This window comes from Variovorax trehalosi (assembly GCF_051216415.1).
Lineage (GTDB): Bacteria > Pseudomonadota > Gammaproteobacteria > Burkholderiales > Burkholderiaceae_C > Variovorax.
In genome coordinates this window covers 11,824-29,587 of the sequence record NZ_JBPJZG010000016.1, presented here as the reverse complement: position 1 = coordinate 29,587, position 17,764 = coordinate 11,824, and the positions used below count along the sequence as shown (strand labels likewise).

At 65.8% G+C, this 17,764-nt stretch carries 13 protein-coding genes and 3 pseudogenes; 6 read left to right on the top strand and 10 right to left on the bottom strand.

Features of this window, described 5'->3' with window-relative positions; all coding sequences use genetic code 11:
* Nucleotides 1–349: 349 nt before the first annotated feature.
* Nucleotides 350–637, bottom strand: coding sequence for a hypothetical protein (locus ACSFA7_RS33390; RefSeq protein ID WP_435503333.1), 288 nt, complete (start codon nt 635–637; stop codon nt 350–352).
* Between the two features lie 459 nt (nt 638–1,096).
* Here ACSFA7_RS33390 and ACSFA7_RS33385 point away from each other — a divergent pair, with 459 nt between their 5' ends.
* Nucleotides 1,097–1,321, top strand: coding sequence for a hypothetical protein (locus ACSFA7_RS33385; RefSeq protein WP_435503332.1), 225 nt, complete (start codon nt 1,097–1,099; stop codon nt 1,319–1,321).
* A 102-nt stretch (nt 1,322–1,423) separates the two neighbouring features.
* Nucleotides 1,424–1,774: an RNA recognition motif domain-containing protein gene (locus ACSFA7_RS33380; protein WP_435503331.1), complete on the top strand. Its 351-nt coding sequence runs from the start codon at nt 1,424–1,426 to the stop codon at nt 1,772–1,774.
* Nucleotides 1,775–1,978: 204 nt separating this feature from the next.
* On the opposite strand, the gene ACSFA7_RS33375 is transcribed toward ACSFA7_RS33380, so the two are convergent.
* Entirely contained in the window at nt 1,979–2,251 is a 273-nt protein-coding gene (locus tag ACSFA7_RS33375; RefSeq protein ID WP_435503330.1) for a hypothetical protein, read from the bottom strand.
* Nucleotides 2,252–3,141: 890 nt separating this feature from the next.
* Here ACSFA7_RS33375 and ACSFA7_RS33370 point away from each other — a divergent pair.
* The 3 genes from ACSFA7_RS33370 to ACSFA7_RS33360 all read left to right on the top strand — a co-directional run bounded on the left by ACSFA7_RS33370 (nt 3,142) and on the right by ACSFA7_RS33360 (nt 7,284).
* Nucleotides 3,142–5,229, top strand: coding sequence for a ParB/RepB/Spo0J family partition protein (locus tag ACSFA7_RS33370; protein WP_435503329.1), 2,088 nt, complete (start codon nt 3,142–3,144; stop codon nt 5,227–5,229).
* A 374-nt stretch (nt 5,230–5,603) separates the two neighbouring features.
* Nucleotides 5,604–6,185, top strand: coding sequence for a hypothetical protein (locus ACSFA7_RS33365; RefSeq protein ID WP_435503328.1), 582 nt, complete (start codon nt 5,604–5,606; stop codon nt 6,183–6,185).
* Entirely contained in the window at nt 6,178–7,284 is a 1,107-nt protein-coding gene (locus ACSFA7_RS33360; RefSeq protein ID WP_435503327.1) for a relaxase/mobilization nuclease domain-containing protein, read from the top strand. Before ACSFA7_RS33365 ends, ACSFA7_RS33360 begins: the two co-directional genes overlap by 8 nt.
* A gap of 149 nt (nt 7,285–7,433) precedes the next feature.
* Here ACSFA7_RS33360 and ACSFA7_RS33355 read toward each other — a convergent pair.
* Together ACSFA7_RS33355 and ACSFA7_RS33350 are read right to left on the bottom strand one after the other, a co-directional pair.
* Nucleotides 7,434–7,610 (bottom strand): annotated as a pseudogene (locus tag ACSFA7_RS33355) (IS701 family transposase); the annotation flags it as partial.
* Between the two features lie 117 nt (nt 7,611–7,727).
* A pseudogene (locus ACSFA7_RS33350) lies at nt 7,728–8,193 on the bottom strand (transposase); the annotation flags it as partial.
* 106 nt (nt 8,194–8,299) lie between these two features.
* On the opposite strand from ACSFA7_RS33350, the pseudogene ACSFA7_RS33345 reads away from it, so the two are divergent.
* Nucleotides 8,300–8,640: pseudogene (locus ACSFA7_RS33345) on the top strand (integrase core domain-containing protein); the annotation flags it as partial.
* A 92-nt stretch (nt 8,641–8,732) separates the two neighbouring features.
* Here the strand turns inward: ACSFA7_RS33345 and ACSFA7_RS33340 are convergent.
* The 6 genes from ACSFA7_RS33340 to ACSFA7_RS33315 form a co-directional block, all read right to left on the bottom strand.
* A complete protein-coding gene (locus ACSFA7_RS33340; protein ID WP_435503326.1) occupies nt 8,733–9,371 on the bottom strand; it encodes a class I SAM-dependent methyltransferase in 639 nt (212 codons plus the stop codon).
* 127 nt (nt 9,372–9,498) lie between these two features.
* The gene (locus ACSFA7_RS33335) at nt 9,499–11,703 is read right to left on the bottom strand and encodes a glycosyltransferase family 2 protein (RefSeq protein WP_435503325.1); all 2,205 of its coding nucleotides are present in this window, start codon (nt 11,701–11,703) and stop codon (nt 9,499–9,501) included.
* Nucleotides 11,703–12,878, bottom strand: coding sequence for a glycosyltransferase family protein (locus tag ACSFA7_RS33330; RefSeq protein WP_435503324.1), 1,176 nt, complete (start codon nt 12,876–12,878; stop codon nt 11,703–11,705). Before ACSFA7_RS33330 ends, ACSFA7_RS33335 begins: the two co-directional genes overlap by 1 nt.
* Nucleotides 12,875–13,882 carry a UDP-glucose 4-epimerase GalE gene (galE, locus tag ACSFA7_RS33325; RefSeq protein WP_435503323.1) on the bottom strand — a complete coding sequence of 336 codons (1,008 nt, stop codon included), beginning with the start codon at nt 13,880–13,882 and terminating at the stop codon, nt 12,875–12,877. Before galE ends, ACSFA7_RS33330 begins: the two co-directional genes overlap by 4 nt.
* 13 nt (nt 13,883–13,895) lie before the next feature.
* Complete coding sequence (locus tag ACSFA7_RS33320) at nt 13,896–15,992, bottom strand: hypothetical protein (RefSeq protein ID WP_435503322.1); 2,097 nt, start codon at nt 15,990–15,992, stop codon at nt 13,896–13,898.
* A 165-nt stretch (nt 15,993–16,157) separates the two neighbouring features.
* A complete protein-coding gene (locus ACSFA7_RS33315) occupies nt 16,158–17,729 on the bottom strand; it encodes an RCC1 domain-containing protein (RefSeq protein ID WP_435503321.1) in 1,572 nt (523 codons plus the stop codon).
* Nucleotides 17,730–17,764: the final 35 nt, after the last annotated feature.

Here is a 17,764-nt window from a genome sequence, read left to right as displayed (position 1 = left end):
GCCTGGCTGCGGGTGCTGCGCGGCGACCGTACAGCGATCTTCACAGCGGCGCGGCTCGCGGAGGAAGCCTTCGCGTTCATCGTGGCGCGGGAGATGCCTGCGGTCGACGGGCTCGCGGCCGCGGCGTCGGACTGACGGGCATTGCCCTTGAGGTCTGCGAGGGAAGGGCGCAGCGTCAAGTCGGTCGTTCGTGCAACGCGGCAATCCGACCTTAGGCGCGAACCGACAGCCGACTTGGCGCCGTTCCAATTCAAGATTGCAGATGCTGTGGCTGGCCGCATGCCTTCAACTTCGTCTCGGCGCGACTATGTCGACTGCGTCAGTGACGGTAGCAGGCGGCACCAATGACTCAAGACTTGACGCGTCCCAGGTGCAGTGCGCCTTTGCGCTCGAGCCGCCGGAGGATCGAGCCCAGCGTCGAGTAGGGAATGTCGATCCCCCTGCGGACGAGTTCGCTCGCCGCCGCCGTGGGCGTGCGAATTTCCGCTGGCAAGTCCGTGACCGCCTTCAACACATCCGCCTCTCGTCCGTGCAGTGTCGGGCGCAGCTGGATGAACTGGTTCTCGGGACCCGGGCCCTTGGGCACCACTTCCAGCATGCCAGTGACGCTGGCGCGCTTGCCGCTCTTGAAAGTCATAGCGGCGAAATGTGCAGCGCAGGCCTGAACGGCGTCTGAATGCGCGAACTCGATCCGGCAGGCGACCAACGTGGATCGGAACCTGATCGACTCGTTTCTCGTCGCGGGTGCTTAGGAACGCGCATCGCCCGAGGACCGGTCTGATCCAGGCTGCGTCGCACCCGTGCGATGCGTCGCAGCCGGAGATCGCCCGGCTCCTTAACATCAAACGGACTAATGATCGGCATCTATTGTCTAACGAAGTTATAATGGAGCCTGTTGCAGCGGCAGTTGTTTATTCGTGCCGTTTCGCAACTCCTGTTCATGAGGTGAAACTCGCCCTATGCAGGCTCCGTATGGCGACCTTCGTCGCCTTGTTGGTCTGTAGAGCTGCAGCCAACCGAGTTCCTAGTTGGCTCACGCAGGTTGGTTCAAGCCTGCGAATCCCGGATGAATTAGATTCCAAATATCGGCATTTCCATGGGCAAGTTCGTCGTTTCGCCCTCGACACACCCGACCGACTGTGGCCGTTTTCGCGCCTCTTTCTCGGTCCATCGATCTCAGGGGAACGGCAGCTCATGCCGAGTATTCCAGCTCGATAAATCCTTTGTTTCACGCGAAGCCGCACGGCTTCTTGCAGTCACGCAGGCCTGGCTGCAAACGTGCATGCCGCACCCGCTGAGTGCCGGCAATCTGCCGGCATAAATCTCACTCACTTGTGCCATTCGCTGCGGACTTCCGATCCGAAGATCCGAGTTTCATCGTCGCGGCAACCGTCGCGCACCTTCATTCAGAAAGGCTCTTTCCATGAGCGTCAAAATTTACGTGGGCAACCTTCCCTTTTCCGTGACCGATTCCATCCTCGAAAGCAACTTTGCCGAGTTCGGCCGAGTTTCTACGGCGAAGGTCATGATGGACCGCGAAAGCGGCCGCTCCAAGGGCTTCGCATTTGTAGAAATGGCCTCTGCCGAGGTTGCTCAAGCCGCCATCACCGCTCTGAACGGGATGTCCGTCGATGGACGCTCGATTGTGGTGAACCTGGCCCGTCCCCGCGAAGAGGGTGGCGGCTCTGGTGGCTATAGCGCGACTGGGTACAGCACAGCAAAACGCTCGGACGTTGGCTACGGCAATGGCGGCTTTGGTGGTGGTCGTTACTGACCAAGGTAACGTCTTCGGAAAGACCGGCTCCCATGAGCCGGTTTTTTTTGGCCGTTCGCCAAGTGCTGACGCCATACTCTTCCGGCTCACCATGCAGCTTGGCGATGAATGCCGTGGAAGCGCGCGTCGGGCTTTTACGCGCGGCAGATCAGCGATCTTGAAGGCGCAGGGGCCTGGTAAGCACAGTGCGCGTCTGCATCGTATCTACAGCGTTGGCACAAGCCGCACCTCTTGTGCGGGATCCTGATGAAGGATCAGCGCCCAGGTCAGCTCGAAACTCGTCAACGCTTTGTCTGGGAGTGGGCTCGCTTCCAGATGCGCCTGAGAAAACTGCCGCTGCTGCGCCAATTCCTGTGCAAGCAGGTTGGGTTCGGGGTGTGCCTTGATGAGCGCTCTTAACGCTGCGGTCAGCGCCATTTCTGTTCCAAGAACGTTTGCAGCCGAAGCCGTTGTCGTTGCCTCTTCCGGTGTGATCATTTCGTCTTCCCTTTCGGGCTCCGTGTTGAGGACATAGCACTTTACTGTACGAGCGGACGGACACCGTGGAGGCAGGGCTGGTCGCAGGGCACACAGCGCTGCAGCGTGCTGCATGCGGTTGTCGTGCCGGTTGAGGCGCATCGTGAGAGCGCATCCCCATCGCCTCCTGCACTGCGGGGCCGCCGGAGATCATCACGAACAGGACTTCCGTGTCGGCCAGCGAGTGAGCTTCTCCGACCCAAGCCTCAGGCGGCCCGTCGGCCCGTCGGAGAAATCGTTCGGCTCAACCAGCGCACAGCAACGGGTCACTGTGACGGCGTGCATGGCGGGCAGGGCGTGCAGCGGGGATGTCGGGTGCGTGGTTGCATGGAGGCATCGGGCGCCCCACCGGCGTGGCCGGTGTCGGGCTGCTCCAGGTTCGCGCATTCGCGCTCATCCCCTGCGGGGAGGGCCTGCGGCCCCCTTGCGCATCCCTGGCGCAGGGGCTTCGCCCCTTTCCCGGACTTCCACTGATCAGACCTGCCTGCGGCAGGTGAGGGCGCTCGCCGCGCGGCGGTTCCGGTGCGCCTCCGGAGACGCGCGGGCGGGTGCCGTCTTCCTGAGTCCTTCACCTTGTCGGTGACGTTGCGCGCGCGGCGCCGCGGGACCGGCTGCGCCTGCAAGGGGGTGTTCATAACGCATGCGCGTTACGAAGGCTTCCCCCCTTGCTCCCCCGTCCCCGCGCGCGCCTGCGGTCACCGGGCGAAGAACTCAGGAAGACGGCGGCCGGCGGCTGATGCGCGGCCGATGCGATCCGGAACCCTTTCCCAAGGGGCTCCGAATCTAGGAATCCGGCAGGGCTCTTTGTCCTTGTTTCTTCTTTCTTCAACTTCATGACAAAGGAAATGCAAATGACTGCGACAACGACGACTCATGCGAATGACGCGGCCCGTGCGGCGGGCAAGGGCAACGCTCGCCGGCGCAAGGCAGCTTCGACGAAAGGGCGGGGCGGCGAACGGGCAGTGGCAGCCGCGCTTGCAGCAGGGGAGGCGGACACGGCGCCGCACGACCTGCTGGTGCCGCTGGAGCGGCTGGTGCTGGGCGAGGCGAACGTACGCCGGGTGCAGCGCGACGACGGCATCGCCGAGCTGGCGGCGCTGATCGAATCGCAGGGGCTGCTGCAGCGGCTCGCGGTGGTGGCGCTGCCGGACGGACGGTATGCGGTGGTGGCAGGTGGGCGGCGCCTGCGGGCGATGCAGCTTCTCGTCGCCGAGGGGCGGATGGATGCCGCGCAGGCGGTGGAATGCCGATGCTTTGCTTCTGCGCGCGCGGTGGAAATCTCCCTCGCGGAAAACTCGGGGCGCGAGGCGATGCATCCGGCCGACGAGATGGAGGCGTTCCGCGCACTGATAGACGGCGGGCTCACGGTGGCGCAGGTGGCGGGCCGCTTCGGGGTGACGCCGCTGACCGTGGAGCGCAGGCTCCGGCTGGCGCGTCTCGCGCCCCGTTTTCTGGCGATGTACCGCGCCGACGAGATCGGGCCGGAGGAGTTGCAGGCGCTGGCGCTGACGGACGACCACGCCGCACAGGAGGCGGTCTGGGATGGCCTCCCGGTGTACGAACGCAGCGCATGGGCGCTGCGCCGCAAGCTCACCGAAGAGGCCTGCGCGGGCGGCAGCCGGCTCGCGCGCTTCGTGGGTCTGGTGGCCTACGAGGCGCACGGCGGCACGGTGCGGCGCGACCTCTTCGCCGAGGACGACGATGACGATGCCGTGTACCTGGACGACCCGTTGCTGCTGCAGGTCCTGGCCATGGAAAAGCTGCGTGCCCTGGCCGAGGAAGTCCGCGCGGAAGGCTGGGCATGGGTGGATTGCGTGACGGAGGGCGATGGCCTCGCGCTGCGCCGCTATGGACAGGCATCGCAGCAGCGGCGCGCGATGACGCCTGAGGAGGAGGTGGCACTGGCGGCCATGGACGCCGAGCGCGACCGGTTGGCCGAAGCCCTCGAGACGCTGGAAGCGCAGGGCGACGACCCCGACGCGGCGGACGCCCAGGAGGAGGTCGACCTCGAGGCCGAGGCGCAGCGGTTGTCGAGTGCGCTCGATGATCTGGACGACCGGATCGACGCGGCGCATGCCGCGCTGCTGGCGTGGACGCCCGAGCAGATGGCATGCACCGGGGCATTGCTGCGCATCGACCATCGCGGAGAAGTGGTGGCGACCCGGGGGCTGACACGGCCGGAGGATCACCCCTCCGGTTCGGAGGCAGGTGATCGGGCGGGTGACGGCGATGGCGACGAGGCGGGCGCGGGCACCGCGAGAACGCGCGCCGCGTTCAGCGAGAAGCTGATGCGCGATCTCACCGCGCATCGCACTGCCGCGCTGCAGGCCGCGCTGATGCAGGACCCGCATGTGGCGCTGGCGACGCTGGTTCACCGGATGGCGGAGACGGTGTTCGGCCAGTACGGGCGCGGCAACGATGTGGTGAAGGTCCATGTGCATGTGACCAGCGACTACAGCCTCGCGCAGTCGGCCACCGGCTACGAGGCGTCTCCGGCGGGTGCGCTGCTCGTGCGGGCCGCGACCGAATGGGGGGAGCGCCTCCCCGGCGATCCCGAGGCCCTGTTCCGCTGGCTGCTCGCGCAGCCGCGCGATGTGCTGCTCGACCTGCTGGCGTACTGCACCGCCCGCAGCATCGATGCGGTCGTTGCGCGAGAACGCACGGCCGACCAGAGCGACGCCATCGCGGAGGCGCTCGGCCTCGACATGGCGGACTGGTGGGTGCCGACCGCCGCGAACTACCTCGGCCATGTCAGCAAGGCGAAGGCGCTCGAAGCAGTGGAAGAGGCGATCGGCGAGCACGGCACACCGCTTGTGGCGGCTATGAAGAAGGCCGAGGCTGCGGCGCATTGCGCCCGCAGGCTGGAGGGCACGCGTTGGCTCCCCGCTCCGCTGCGCCCGCTCGCGGCGGCACTACGCCATGGAGAGGAAGAGGCGTAGCAGGCAGGTAGGCGTCTCCATCTCGTCTTGTTTCGTCTCGTGCCCCTCGATGCTGGTTTGTCTGTTTTCTTGTTCGGCATGCCGAACATCGAGGGGTACCGTGGGGCCCGCCATCGACGATGGCGGGTCTTTTTGTTTCTGTCCTCATGTTCCCCTTTTATTTCGATGCGACGGGGTGACCGGAGGCGTGCGCCGGACCGGCCCTGCGAGGGGGCTCGGATGCGCCTTGAGTGCGCACGCGGTCAGGGAGGGCGGTGAGAGGGCGAACGTGGGATGCCGAACGCGGGACGCAGAACGCAGAACGCAAAGTCCTTGTGCGGCTATGAGGGCAGGATAGACTGACGTCAGACATTGTTTACTGCAACGGCGTTGCAATGACCAAGACCTCTCTATCAAGCCGCGTGATCGCCACCCGGGTGCCGCCCGAAACGGGAGCATGCTTCGCCGCGCTGGCGGCGCGGCATCATCTCAGTGCGTCGACTCTGCTCGCGAAGATGGTCGACGAGGTCCTCAAGACAAACGGCGAAATCTCACTGAGCTCGGCTGGACAGCGCTCCCCACGCGAAACGGAACGCGGCTTTGGCGAAGCGGATCGCATCACGCTGCGGCTTCGCAAGGGCGATCGTGCGCTGGCGGCACAGCGAGCCCGTTTTCGTGGGATGAAGACAGGCAGCTACTTGGCCCTGCTGATCCACAACCATGCGCGTGACGCGGCCGTGCTGCCCCCGAACGAACTGGATCAAATCAAAGTGACCAATGCCCAACTGGCTGCGCTGGGACGGCAGCTGCGAACGTTCGGCATGCCGAACACTCAGCCCGAGCCGGTGGCACCGGACCTCGGCGAAGCGATCGCGCTGGTCCGGCGGGAAGTCGAAGTGGCGCGCGAAGCCACGGCAGCCATCGTGCGCCGCAATCTCATCAGCTGGGAGACCGGCGGCGGGAGTGCCCATGCCTAAGCAGACGGCGCGCATCGGACGAAGCAGCCGTGGCCCGGCCGGTGCGCCGCACGACATGGCGCTGGACATTGTGAGCTACGGTCGGCGAGGACCGGGCGGCACGCTGCGCCTCGGCGCCGACCAGATTGCGCAGATCCAGCGCACGGTGGGTCGCACGCCCGAGGTGATGGTGAAGGTCTCCGGCGGCGGACGGGACATCGGTGGCGTCGAAGCGCATCTGCGCTACATCGGCCGGCACGGCAAGCTGCCGATCAAAACCGACGAGGGGCTGACGCAGCAGGGGCGAGGTGTAGCCAAGGAGGTCACAGCCGATTGGCAGCTGGAGCTTTGCAGAAGCCAGTACAAACCGAGGCCCGCTCCGGGGCAGAAAGACACGCGTGCGAAGCTGGTCCACAACATCGTCCTGTCCATGCCCGCCGGCACGCCACCGGAAAAAGTACTGGCTGCGGCGCGCGTCTTTGCACGCGAGAACTTTGCGCTGCAATATCGCTACGCCATGGTGCTTCACACCGATCAACCGCATCCGCATGTGCATCTGGTGGTCAAGTGCGAGCACGAGTTCGAGCTTGGCAAGCGCCTCTACATCCGCAAAGACACGCTGCGCCAGTGGCGCGAGCAGTTTGCTGCCCTGATGCGTGAGCAGGGCGTGGCGGCCAATGCCACACCCCGCCAAGTGCGAGGGCAGACCCGCAAGCCGTACAGGGATGCGATCCATCATCGGCTCCTCGCGCTTCGGGCATTCGGGCAACTGCCACCCAGCGACCGGTCCAGGCATCTGCCGCCGAAGACCTCGACCTTCATGCGCGCCAAGCTGGAGAGCGTACTCAAGGCATTACAGACAAAGCGAGGCGCCCTGGATGCCGGCAAAGAGACCATGCAGCGCACGCGACAGGAGGTGGTGGCGGGCTGGCACGCAGTTACGGATGCGCTTCGAAGTCAGGGCCAGCCCGAGTTGGCCGACCGGGTGGAGCGCTTCGTCGCGCGCATGCCGGCCGTGCAGACTGATGCGCAGCGAATGGCGGATCGATGGAGGGGGACAAAGAGAAGTCGCGCGCTGGAGCGCGCGGATGCCAACTCGTCTGGGCCACGTGTTCGATGATGGTGGAGTCGTCGAGCCATGGCGGGTGGCGACCCAATGGGGTGTGCCGTCGCGCGCGGGGCGGTCAACTTCACTGCATGTCGAACGGGAATCATGTGTAACGCGTGCGCACCATGCGTTGCCCAGGCTTATTGAGCATCTCCCTAGTCTTACTGTGTCACAAGAGTAGTTTTACGCCCGCCCTTCCGCAGCAGGGACACTGCCCGAGACGAGCGATCAGCTGGTAGCTCAGTCGATGGCGCAGTGTCCTGATCGACGTCGCCACGTGGCGCTGCGCGCGCAGGACTGCCGCGGGGGACGTAATCCTCGGGAAGGGCAGGCACTTGGCTGATCACGATTGCACTGGCGCTAACAGGCTGGATGTTGAACGCGGCTCGCACCTGGTCGAGCCTGGCTTGCGCATTCCAGTAGCACGCTGCCAACTGCTCCTGCGTCGGCTCAGGGTAGCCGTACACGCCGCCGCTCTCCAACCACGCGTGCTTGAGCAGGCCCAGCAGCCGTTGATCGTCTTGCGCACGTGGGCTCATCGGATCGGCCTTCCAGGCGTAGTAGCCGCTGGGGTGCACCTGCAGACACAAGCACATGCGGCGCACGCCATGCTCGTGTTCATGCCGCTCGATAAATGCGTACTTCACCCGGACTGCTTGGCAAAGTACGCTGCGGCCTTTTTTAGGATGTCGCGCTCCTCGGTCACACGCTTGAGCTCAGCCTTCAAGTGGCGCATCTCGTCGGTTTGCGAGCCCTGCGCTTGGCGCTGGTCAGGCGACATCTGCTTGGCCTTGATCCATTGATACAGGCTGTGCTGGCTGACGCCAAGCCTGGCCGACACATCGGCCACCTTGTGGCCTCGTTCGGTGATCTGCTTGACGCTTCGATCTTGAATTCTTCGGGGTATCTCTGCTTGCTCATGGCACCTCCTATTGGGCCTCAGGTTTGAGGCTCAGAGGCGTCTAGAAAACCCGGGGCGATTCAATCGCTGCTTACGCGAAAGTCTGGCGATCCATGTCGGGCAAAGCCTCAGACGGTGAAGACCGAAAACGGCAACGAGTACATCGGCAAGGATGGAAAAGTGGGCGTACGACAACGCTGTGGAACTCAACTTCAGCAACCCGGGAAAGCCGACTGAAAACGTGATGATCGAAAGCTTCAACAGGCGACTGCGCCAGGAGTGCCTGAACGAACATTGGTTCTTGAGCTTGGCCGACGCCGAACACAAAATCGAAGCGTGGCGCAGGTTCTATAAACGAGGCGCGGCCTCACAGCGCATTGAACTGGAAAACGCCCAAGGAGTTCGCTCTGAGCCAGAGGGTCAAGGCCACGCTGCAGGGCAATCAGGAGCCGGAATATCCAACTTAAAAATGGTTAGAAAACCAGGTCAGGGTCACCACCCCGGAATTCCTCGTTATGAATGGCACGGCAGAAGGGGGCCGATCAGGTGAACCCTCGAATCAGCTACGCTGTAGCAGCGTCAATGCATCAAGAGCGTGATACTTCGGTTCACTGCCCCATGCCAAGGTACGGCTGTCCAAGCATTGCATGCCCTTGCGACTGGCAAAGTGAATCATCATTGCCTCGCTGAAGAAGTTTCGCATGTGCGGGCCCTGGCCGTACTCTAGACCCGGGAGCCAGTGCAGATTGGAGTAGTGCAACAACGTTCGACCGCCTGGTGCGAGAACGCGCTGAATCTCTGCGATGTAGCTGATCATGGTGTCCGCCTCGAAGTGCACCATTGCGTCATAACAGAACACTGCCGTGAGGCTCTGGTCCGGGATGCCAGCGAGCGAGTCGCCAGGCGTGACGATATAGTTAATCTGGCGTTTTCCTTGGAAGCGCGCCTGACAGGCTTGAATATTGGCTCGGACCACATCGACGAGGCAGAGCGTACCCACGCGGTCAACAATCTGAGCAGCGTGCCGCCCGCGACCACACGCAATCTCAGCGACGTGACGGAGGTCAAGACGCTCGAAGAACTGACGGAACACAGAGCCGTCATCCCAGAAGAAATGTGTCCATGCTTCGGCTTCCTCGTAATAACTATGCGACTCCCAGTCGCCAGCGATGGCTCGAGCGCGGTCATCGAGTGTCATTTGTCCTCTATTTCAAAATTCTTGGTAGAAAAGGCAGTGCGAATGGTTGCGACGGTGGAACATCTGCGCCATCCTCTTAAACGTGATGAACGCTGCGCGGTCGCGTGCGCAAAAAATAACATTCGATTCAAGCTGCAGCACGCGCGCGCGCAATGACCCGGCGCAGCGGCAGCAGGCGGCGCCAGAAGTACCTCGGGATTCGGAACAGCTTCGCAAACGGCGCGGTCGCGTGCAACACGCCATGCAGCAAGTGCTCCAGCACGGCCATGCGGCTCAGCAACTCGCCCACCGGCTCTGTCGCTGTCGCTCCCGCCGACAACGCGCCCCGCGACGGCGAGGCCAGCCCCAGCATGAGATGCCGCGAGCTGCTGCGAAAGGCGGCGGGCGCACTGGTCCGCAAGAGGTCCGCATATTCAATCTGCCGCATCGACGCGTCTCTCAGGGCATGCACCATCGAGTCGTTCCGGTGGCGGTAAAAGAAGAAGACGTCGGTCGTCACGAGAAAGCGCAACCCCGCATCGCACATGCGCATGTAGAGCGACCAGTCTTCGAAGCAGTGAAGGTCTTCGTCGTAGCGAAAGCGCTCCAGCGCGCTGCGCCGGAACAGCGCCGTTGCGGTCGAGAAGCGGTTCTCCAGCAGACCGGCGGTTCGCGCTTCGCCGGTGAAGACCGAGTAGTCGACCGCGTCGACCGCGCCGCGCATCGGCGGCACCTGGCCATCGATGAAGTAGGCGGCCGGCGTGACCACCACGTCGAATTCACGGTGCCGCTCCAAGGCCTGCACCGCCTGCCCGACGAAGCGCGGATCGATCAGGTCGTCGGCATCCAGCGTTAAAACGTAGCGGCCCGTCGCGTGCTGCACGCCGATGTTCCGGGCTGCGGCCAGACCCACGTTGCCTGCCAGGCGAATGACCTTCAGGCGCGGCTCGCGCAGGCGGATCAACGACTCGATGGTCTGGATGCTGCCTTCGTCCACCGAAGCGTCGTCGACCACGACGATCTCGATGTTCTGGTGCTCAATGGCCAGCACGTTCTGCAGGGTCTCGCACAGGTAGTTTCCGAGGTTGAAGTGCGACACCACGATGGACACCTTGGGCCCGAACTCCGATGTCGCCGCGCCCGCGTGCTCGGCCATGGACGGCTGCCAGTTGTCCCAAGGCCAGGGATCGCAGCGCAGCTCAACCGGAACGATCGGCCGTTCGCAGCTGAAGTTGCGCTCGATCGCCTGCAGCAAGCCGATGGCGGTGCCGTCGAACTTGAAGCAGTTCACGCCGTCCCGCCAGGGCGAGTCGTCGTCGAACGCCGGATTTTTCGCATTAAGGATGACGCGTGCGCCCAGCAGCGAGGCTTCGTAGGCGGCCAGGCAGAACGATTCAAAGTTGCTCGGCACGATCACCGTGGCCTGGGAAAACGCCGCCTCTCTCGCCTGTTGCGACAGGTGCGGCATCGACTCGAAGCGCGCACGCAGGTCGACAGGCACCATCGCATCGATCGTTGCCGCATACGCTTCGTCGCCACGCGACGCACTCAGGCAAGCCTGGCCGCGGTACCCGGGATGCGCACGCAGATAAGCCGAGACACCGCGCACAAAAAGGTCGGGCCGCTTAAAGCGCTGGACCTTCGACGTGAACATCAGCGGCTGCGCCGCTGTCGCCGCAATGGTGTGGGTGGCCGGCGCCTGGTGGTCGAGCAGGACCGTGGGGCTATGCACGACCACGCGATCGTTCCACTCCTCGGCTGAGAATCCCATCAACTCGCGCACGGCCTCGGCCACGCGCGGCAACTGCGCCACCACGCGGTCACAATCGCGCAGGCACTTGCGCTCCATGTCGCAGATGTTCAGGTCTTCGCCACCGATGACCCGGGCTTCGGCGTTGAGGATGACCGTGTGCGTGGAATGAAGCCGCACCGCAACGCAGGTCTGCGGCAGCAGTCCGCTGAAGCGGTGCTCCTGCAAGGTGCAGAACGCCAGGCCGTGCCAGTCAGGAAACTCGACATAGCCGATCGGCGTCTCGCGCACCAGCTGTTCGAGCGCGAGCATCACGGCCGCCGAGCGCCAGTGCCAGCGCGTGTCCGAAAACGCCCAGTCGGGCGGCACGCGCCGGCCGTTGGTATGGCGCTCCGGGTCCTTCGCCGTGTCGACCTGCACGAGCCTCGCGCCGGGAAAGACGGCCTCGAACAGCCGGGGGTTCACGGCCCCATCGACCATCAGAACGATGGCGCGCGAGCGGTCGGCCTCGCTCATCGTGCGAAGCATGTTGTGCACCACGCGCCCGATGCCGCCCGGCGTGAAGGGCGAGAGTTCGGTGGTGACGAAAACCAGTGCGCCCATCACAGCTCCAGAAACTCGTGGTAGCGCTGCAGGGCGATCCGGTCGCTCGCAGCTTGGTAGTCGCGCACGAGCGCGCGGCGCTCGTCGGGCGGCACGTCGAGCACGCGCTCCACGCCGCAGCGGATGCGCCCCGGCGACGACACGTCGGCCACCTCGGTGAGGCGCACATAGGGGTGGTCTTCGAGCGCATCGAGGAACAGCGGGCCGCGCAGGCAAGCCTTGCCGAGCGCCTGCGCCTCCAGATGCACCATGGGGTGGCAGTCGACCAGCGAGACGTTCATCACCAGCGCCGACGCCTGGATGAGCGCGAAGGTCTGTTCGCGCGACATGAAGGGCACGAGGCGGACCTTGGCGTCCAGCGGCGGCGGCAGCGCGAGGTTGCCGCCGAAAGCCAGCACCTCGGCCACACGCGGGCTCAGCGCAGCGCCCAGCGCGTTGGTGTGGATGTTCTTGCGCCAACCGGTCCAGCCGGGCACGAGGACACTGGCGCCCTCATCTTGCGCGTGGCTGGGCACAACGCCCACCTCGAGCGCTTCGACAGACAGGCAAGGCGGCAGGTTGAAGAGCATGGGCGGGTACAGCCGTGCCGCGGGAAACTCGAAGCCGGCCTTCATCACATGCAGCCGCCGGATCTTTCCGCTGCGCGCCAGTGCCAGGCACTTGAATGCATAGCGCGCCTCCGACGCCGAGAACCATTGCGACGGCGCGCCATGCAGGCTGACGAACAGCCGCTCGTGCAGTCCTTGCGCAGCCAGTTCGTCGACCAACGGCCCCAGCACGTCCGACATGCCCTGCACCAGGATGCGCTGCGGGGCGGCATCAGCGATGCTGCGCGCAAGTTTCCTGAGCACGGGCTGGGGCACCGGCGCCTCCGGTCGAATCGCCAGCTTGCGGCCCGGCAACGAACCCGCTGCGGCACGGATGCCGGTCCAGCCTTGCTGGAACACATGCAGCACGCCGCCCAGGCTCGGCACCTCGTGCGCGTAGCGGGTGTCACACGGAGCGTCCCAATGGAAATCCGGCTCCCGGGCGTGGTCGCCGGGCTCTGCAGGGAATCCGGACGGCACGCCGCGGATGTCGCGCAGCGTACGGCCGAGGGTGCGTGTCAGCCGTGCGCGCTCCAGCGCGATGGAGACCTGGGCCGACACGAAGGGGGTGCAGGCGTCGGCTCTCATTGCAGCTGTCCCGACTGCCCCAACTGCCAGCGCCATGCGTCGCAGCACATGTCGTCGATCGTGCGCTTGGCGCGCCATCCCAGCAGCTGCGCGGCGCGGCTCACGTCGGCGTAGCAGTTGGCCACGTCACCCGGCCGCCTGTCGACGATCTGGAACGGAATGCGCCGGCCGCTGGCGCGCTGGAACGCACCGATCATGCCGAGCACGGAGGTGCCTCTGCCCGTGCCCAGGTTCAACACCAGGCCGCCGCCGCTGCATTGCAGCCTCATCAACGCGGCCACGTGCGATTCGGCCAGGTCCATGACATGGATGAAGTCGCGCATCGCCGTGCCATCGGGTGTGGGGTAGTCGCCGCCGAACACCGACAGCGACGCGCGCACGCCCGCGGCCACCTGCGCCACGTAGGGCATGAGGTTGTTCGGCACGCCCTTCGGGCTTTCGCCTATGAGCCCGCTTTCATGCGCGCCCACGGGGTTGAAGTAGCGCAGCCGGGCAATCTGCCAGCTTGCGTCGGAGCGCTCCAGATCGCTGAGCATTTCTTCCACCATCAGCTTGCTGCGGCCATAGGGGTTCGTCGCCGCGCACGGCGCGCCCTCGGCCAACGGCATGGGCCTGCCGTCGCCGTACACCGTGGCCGACGAAGAAAACACCAGCCGCTTGCAGCCCGCGTGGGTCATAGCCTGCACCACGCACAGCGAGCCGATCACGTTGTTGCTGAAATAGTCCAGCGGCTTGAGGCTGGATTCGCCCACGGCCTTGAGCCCCGCGAAATGCAGCACGCCGGTGATGCGGTGGCTGCCGAAGATGTCGCGCAGCAGCGTCTCGTCGCGCACGTCGCCTTCGAAGAGGGCGGCTTCGTAGCCGGTGATAGCGGCGAGCCGCGCCGGCACGCTGCGCTCGCTGTTGGAGAAGTTGTCGAGCACGGCGTAGTCGAGGCCCGCGGCCGCCAGGGCCACGCATGTGTGCGAGCCGATGTAGCCGGCGCCACCTGTCACGAGGATCATGGGTCGGCCGGGCCTATCGGCCCACGTCATCGCGCAGTGCGGGGGTGGCGGTCAGGCCCGACGTGGTCACGGTCTGGCGCCTGTGCGGCCGGCCGTCGAGGAAGGTCTGTGTCACGATAGTCCGTTGGTAGGGCGACACACTGCCGCTCGCCCCTAGAGGCAGCGCCGTGCCGTGCATCAGCGGCTTGTGCGAGTGCAGCCCTCCATTGGCGTTCCAGAAACCCAAGCCCATGAATTCGAACAGGACGCTGTTGCGGTTGAAGACCTCACCGTCGACCAGCTCGTCGTAGTGCATCGCGGCATCGGGCACCGGCACGACTTCCATGAGGCCGGCCACCGCATCGACCCGGCAGATGATGCACATCTTGTCCACCGCACCGATTAGGTCCTGAGGCCCGACGACCTCCATGTCGCTCTGGCCCCTGAGCGCATACACGGTGGGCGTGGGCGAGGCGGGATAGGTCGCCGAACCGCCCGCCACATAGCGCGCCTTGCTGTCGGAGGCCGCGAACAGGATGAAGGTGTTGGGTTTGAGCGCACCATCAACCTCGGCGCGGTTGGCATACGCGTCGCCGCGCACATGCAGTTGCAGCACCACCGTCCGATGAAGGATGCCGACGCCGTTGTCGGTGGGAAGCTGCTCCGCCAGGTAGGTGATCTCCCCACGCCACGACGTCAGCGGCCTCACGTTGCTGGTGCGGTCGAGCACCGTGACTACCACGTCGCCATGCGAGCCCGGCGGATCGTTCTCGCCCGTGGGCAGCGTCAACTCGATGGTGTCGGGATTCCACAGCGTCACCGGCACTTGCGTGCCGCCCACGCTCACCGTGCCGGGCACGGAGCCGAAGCTGCCGTGCAGCACCAGCTTGTTCTTCCACTCCACGTGCAGTTGCTCGATGACGGGATTGGCGATGCCGAAGCCGTTGATGAAGCGGCGAATGTCGGCCGGCTTGTCCCCTGCGGCAGGCGGATTGACCAACAGGTTTTTCTTCTCCAGGTAGGTCCAGACATCATCGAAGTCGAAGGCGCGGTTGGGTTTTCCGTCCGGCCCCGGGGGCAGCGCCTGGCCGCCGGTCAGGCGATCGAACAGTGCGTCCACAGTGTCGAAGCCCTTCAGATTGGAGTTGCCATCCCAGGCCACGATGGTGGCGGCGCCGGCGCGCTGCAGGTCGCCGCGGAACTCCGCGCTCTTGGCCGCGCCGCCATTGCACATCATCAGCACCACCAGCGAGTGGGGCGAGAAGATCATGTACTTGGCGAAGAACTTGCCGGTCACCGCGTAGTAAGGGCGGCCCTTTTCCCGGTCCCGGAACTGATGCCACAGCGACCAGCTGCGGTTGTAGACCAGCGTGCCGTCGTCCAGCTCGGCGCGGTACTGCTCGTCCAGCGCCTCGGAGGTGCGAGTGTGCGTGAGCACGGCGAAGGCGTTCTCTTCGTCCTTGCCCCACAAGGCGCCGTGGCTGCCGATGTAGAGCAGCCCGACCACCCCGCGGTGCTTCAGCGACTCGACGGTGAGCGCGTGGTCGCCGTTCACGTCCCAGCCCCGCGCCTTGAGCGCCTTGCCCGCCATCGCCACGCTGTTCACGCCCTCGGGCGAAAAATCGTCCCCGCTGTGCATGAGCAGCACGGCGTTCTTGTTGCCCGGCACTTCCGCGGGGCCGGCGGTGGTCAGGGCCGCGAGGTCACCTGCTTTTTGCTGCGGCGCCTGGCGGCCTTGCAAGGTCGGCGCCACGGGCTGCCAGTTGTCGTTGAACACGAAGTAGCGCCCGTCGGTGAAGCGGGTCCATAGCGTCCGGTCGCCGACACCCCCCTCGGCGATGTGCGGCTGCTGCAGCGCCCATTCGAGCAGCGATTCCATCGGCTTGCGTGGGCCGCCTGCGGCCAGGAACTCGCCGTACTTGTCGCTCAACGCATCCATCAGTTCGCCACGCGTGTTCAGATCCAACGTGGCGCCGTTGCCGGAGCCGCCGCCGCCGCCGTTGCCGGGCAGCGGCCCGCCGCCCCAGCCGGCTCCTCCTCCGCCCCCGCCGCAAGCCGTCAATGCGGCCCCCATGCCGACCGTCATGGCGTTCGCCAACCACTGGCGCCTGGTGCTGTCCTTCTGTTCCATCGTTGTTGTCGCCTTGGGACGTGGCCGGCGTCCGGGTAAGAAAAAGAAGCACGCGGAACTGACCCGGTTCCGCGTGGGCTCGAACGTTAAAAAGAAGCGATGGGAAAGTGGTCAGCGATCGGTCAGGCGAAAAATATTCCGCGTGCGATCGCCCGCGCCGGGGCGCTACTTCCAGAAGACTGCGCCGCCGCTCACGGCCGCCGGCGTGCGCTGTCCCGCGCCCATGCCGCCGCCGTCGCCCATCTGCCCGGCGTCGTCGTCGCCCCAGCAGGCGGCCGTGCCGTCGGCTTTCAGTGCGCAGGTCGAGGCGCGCCCGGCACCCAGCGCCGTGGCAGACGCCATGCCCCTCACCGCCACGGGCGTGTAGCGGTCGGTGGTGCTGCCATCGCCCAGTTGCCCGTCTTCGTTGCTGCCCCAGCAGACGAGGCTGCGATCGGTCTTGAGTGCGCAGGTATGGGCGCTGCCTCCGACCATCGCCGCAACGTCCGTCAGCCCCTGCACGGGGGCCGCTGTCGGCCGTGTGTCGTCGGTGCCGTCGCCCAGCTGGCCACTGCTGTTTTCTCCCCAACAACTGGCGGTGCCGTCGGCCTTGAGCGCGCAGCTGTGTAGCTCGGCCAGGGCCAGCGACACGACACCGCTGAGGCCGACCACCGCCACCGGGGTCGCGCGCATGTTGAAACTGCCGTCGCCCAGTTGGCCGTAGGGGTTGACGCCCCAGCAGACGACGCTCGTGTCGGCCTTGAGCGCGCAGCTGTGGTTGCGGCTGGTGGCCAACGCCACCGCATCGTTCAAGCCGAACACTGCCACGGGCGCCAGTTGCGCGGTCCCGCTGCCGTCCCCGAGTTGCCCCTGCACGTTGTAGCCCCAGCAGACCACCGCGCCATCGTTCTTCAGCGCGCAGCTGTGATACAGGCCGGCGGAGAGCGCCACGACGCCGCTGAGTCCCGGCACCGCGACCGGTGTGCTGCGTCCGTCGGTCGTGCCGTCGCCGAGCTGGCCGGAGCCGTTGTCGCCCCAGCAGGCCACGCCGCCGTCGGACTTGAGCGCGCAGTTGTGCCGCAGGCCGACGGCCAACCCGACCACGTCTGCGAGGCCGTTCACGGCCACGGGCGCGTCGCGATCGTCGAGCGTGCCGTCACCGAGCTGCCCGTACGGGTTCTCGCCCCAGCACGACACCGTGCCGTCGGCCTTGAGCGCGCAGACGTGGTCGGAGCCCGCACCCATCGGCTGGCTCACGACCTGGGTGGCCAGCGTGCCCGCATGCGAGACGTCACCCACCGTCGCATGGACCGTGGGTTCGAAGTTGCCGGGCCGGCGCCAGATGTGGGTCGCGGGATTGCCGCCGCCGTCGGGCGAGCCATCGCCCCAGACCCAGCGCCAGGCGCTGGCCACGCGATCCGCCACGCTGGCGGTGTAGCTGTAGCGCGTGTGGGCGACGACATGCGCGGGCGCGTCGATGCCTGCACCGGGCACGGGCGTGGGTGGCGGCGCGGGCGGCGGTGCCGGGTCAGGTGGCGGTTGCGATGCGATGGGCGGCCATCCAACGAAACCGTTGCCGCCTCCGCCGCCGCCACACGCCATCAGCCCTGCCACCAAGCCAATGCACAGCGCTACGCGCAAGGGCATCGCGGAGTGCTTCGTGTTGATCGGTTGCCCGCCTGCATCGCCCTCGCCGTTCGTGTCTGCCGCCATGGCGTGCGCCGGCCTCGGGCGCTTCGCGCTTTCCGTGTGATCCATCGTTGTCGTGCCTCAGGACGTGGTCCGCGTCCACA

What these genes read in the sequence shown, in the direction of transcription:
- ACSFA7_RS33390 (WP_435503333.1), bottom strand. Translation starts at nt 637, where the DNA reads ATGACTTTCAAGAGCGGCAAGCGCGCCAGCGTCACTGGCATGCTGGAA.
- ACSFA7_RS33385 (WP_435503332.1), top strand. Translation starts at nt 1,097, where the DNA reads ATGGGCAAGTTCGTCGTTTCGCCCTCGACACACCCGACCGACTGTGGC.
- ACSFA7_RS33380 (WP_435503331.1), top strand. Translation starts at nt 1,424, where the DNA reads ATGAGCGTCAAAATTTACGTGGGCAACCTTCCCTTTTCCGTGACCGAT.
- ACSFA7_RS33375 (WP_435503330.1), bottom strand. Translation starts at nt 2,251, where the DNA reads ATGATCACACCGGAAGAGGCAACGACAACGGCTTCGGCTGCAAACGTT.
- ACSFA7_RS33370 (WP_435503329.1), top strand. Translation starts at nt 3,142, where the DNA reads ATGACTGCGACAACGACGACTCATGCGAATGACGCGGCCCGTGCGGCG.
- ACSFA7_RS33365 (WP_435503328.1), top strand. Translation starts at nt 5,604, where the DNA reads ATGACCAAGACCTCTCTATCAAGCCGCGTGATCGCCACCCGGGTGCCG.
- ACSFA7_RS33360 (WP_435503327.1), top strand. Translation starts at nt 6,178, where the DNA reads ATGCCTAAGCAGACGGCGCGCATCGGACGAAGCAGCCGTGGCCCGGCC.
- ACSFA7_RS33340 (WP_435503326.1), bottom strand. Translation starts at nt 9,371, where the DNA reads ATGACACTCGATGACCGCGCTCGAGCCATCGCTGGCGACTGGGAGTCG.
- ACSFA7_RS33335 (WP_435503325.1), bottom strand. Translation starts at nt 11,703, where the DNA reads ATGGGCGCACTGGTTTTCGTCACCACCGAACTCTCGCCCTTCACGCCG.
- ACSFA7_RS33330 (WP_435503324.1), bottom strand. Translation starts at nt 12,878, where the DNA reads ATGAGAGCCGACGCCTGCACCCCCTTCGTGTCGGCCCAGGTCTCCATC.
- galE (WP_435503323.1), bottom strand. Translation starts at nt 13,882, where the DNA reads ATGATCCTCGTGACAGGTGGCGCCGGCTACATCGGCTCGCACACATGC.
- ACSFA7_RS33320 (WP_435503322.1), bottom strand. Translation starts at nt 15,992, where the DNA reads ATGGAACAGAAGGACAGCACCAGGCGCCAGTGGTTGGCGAACGCCATG.
- ACSFA7_RS33315 (WP_435503321.1), bottom strand. Translation starts at nt 17,729, where the DNA reads ATGGATCACACGGAAAGCGCGAAGCGCCCGAGGCCGGCGCACGCCATG.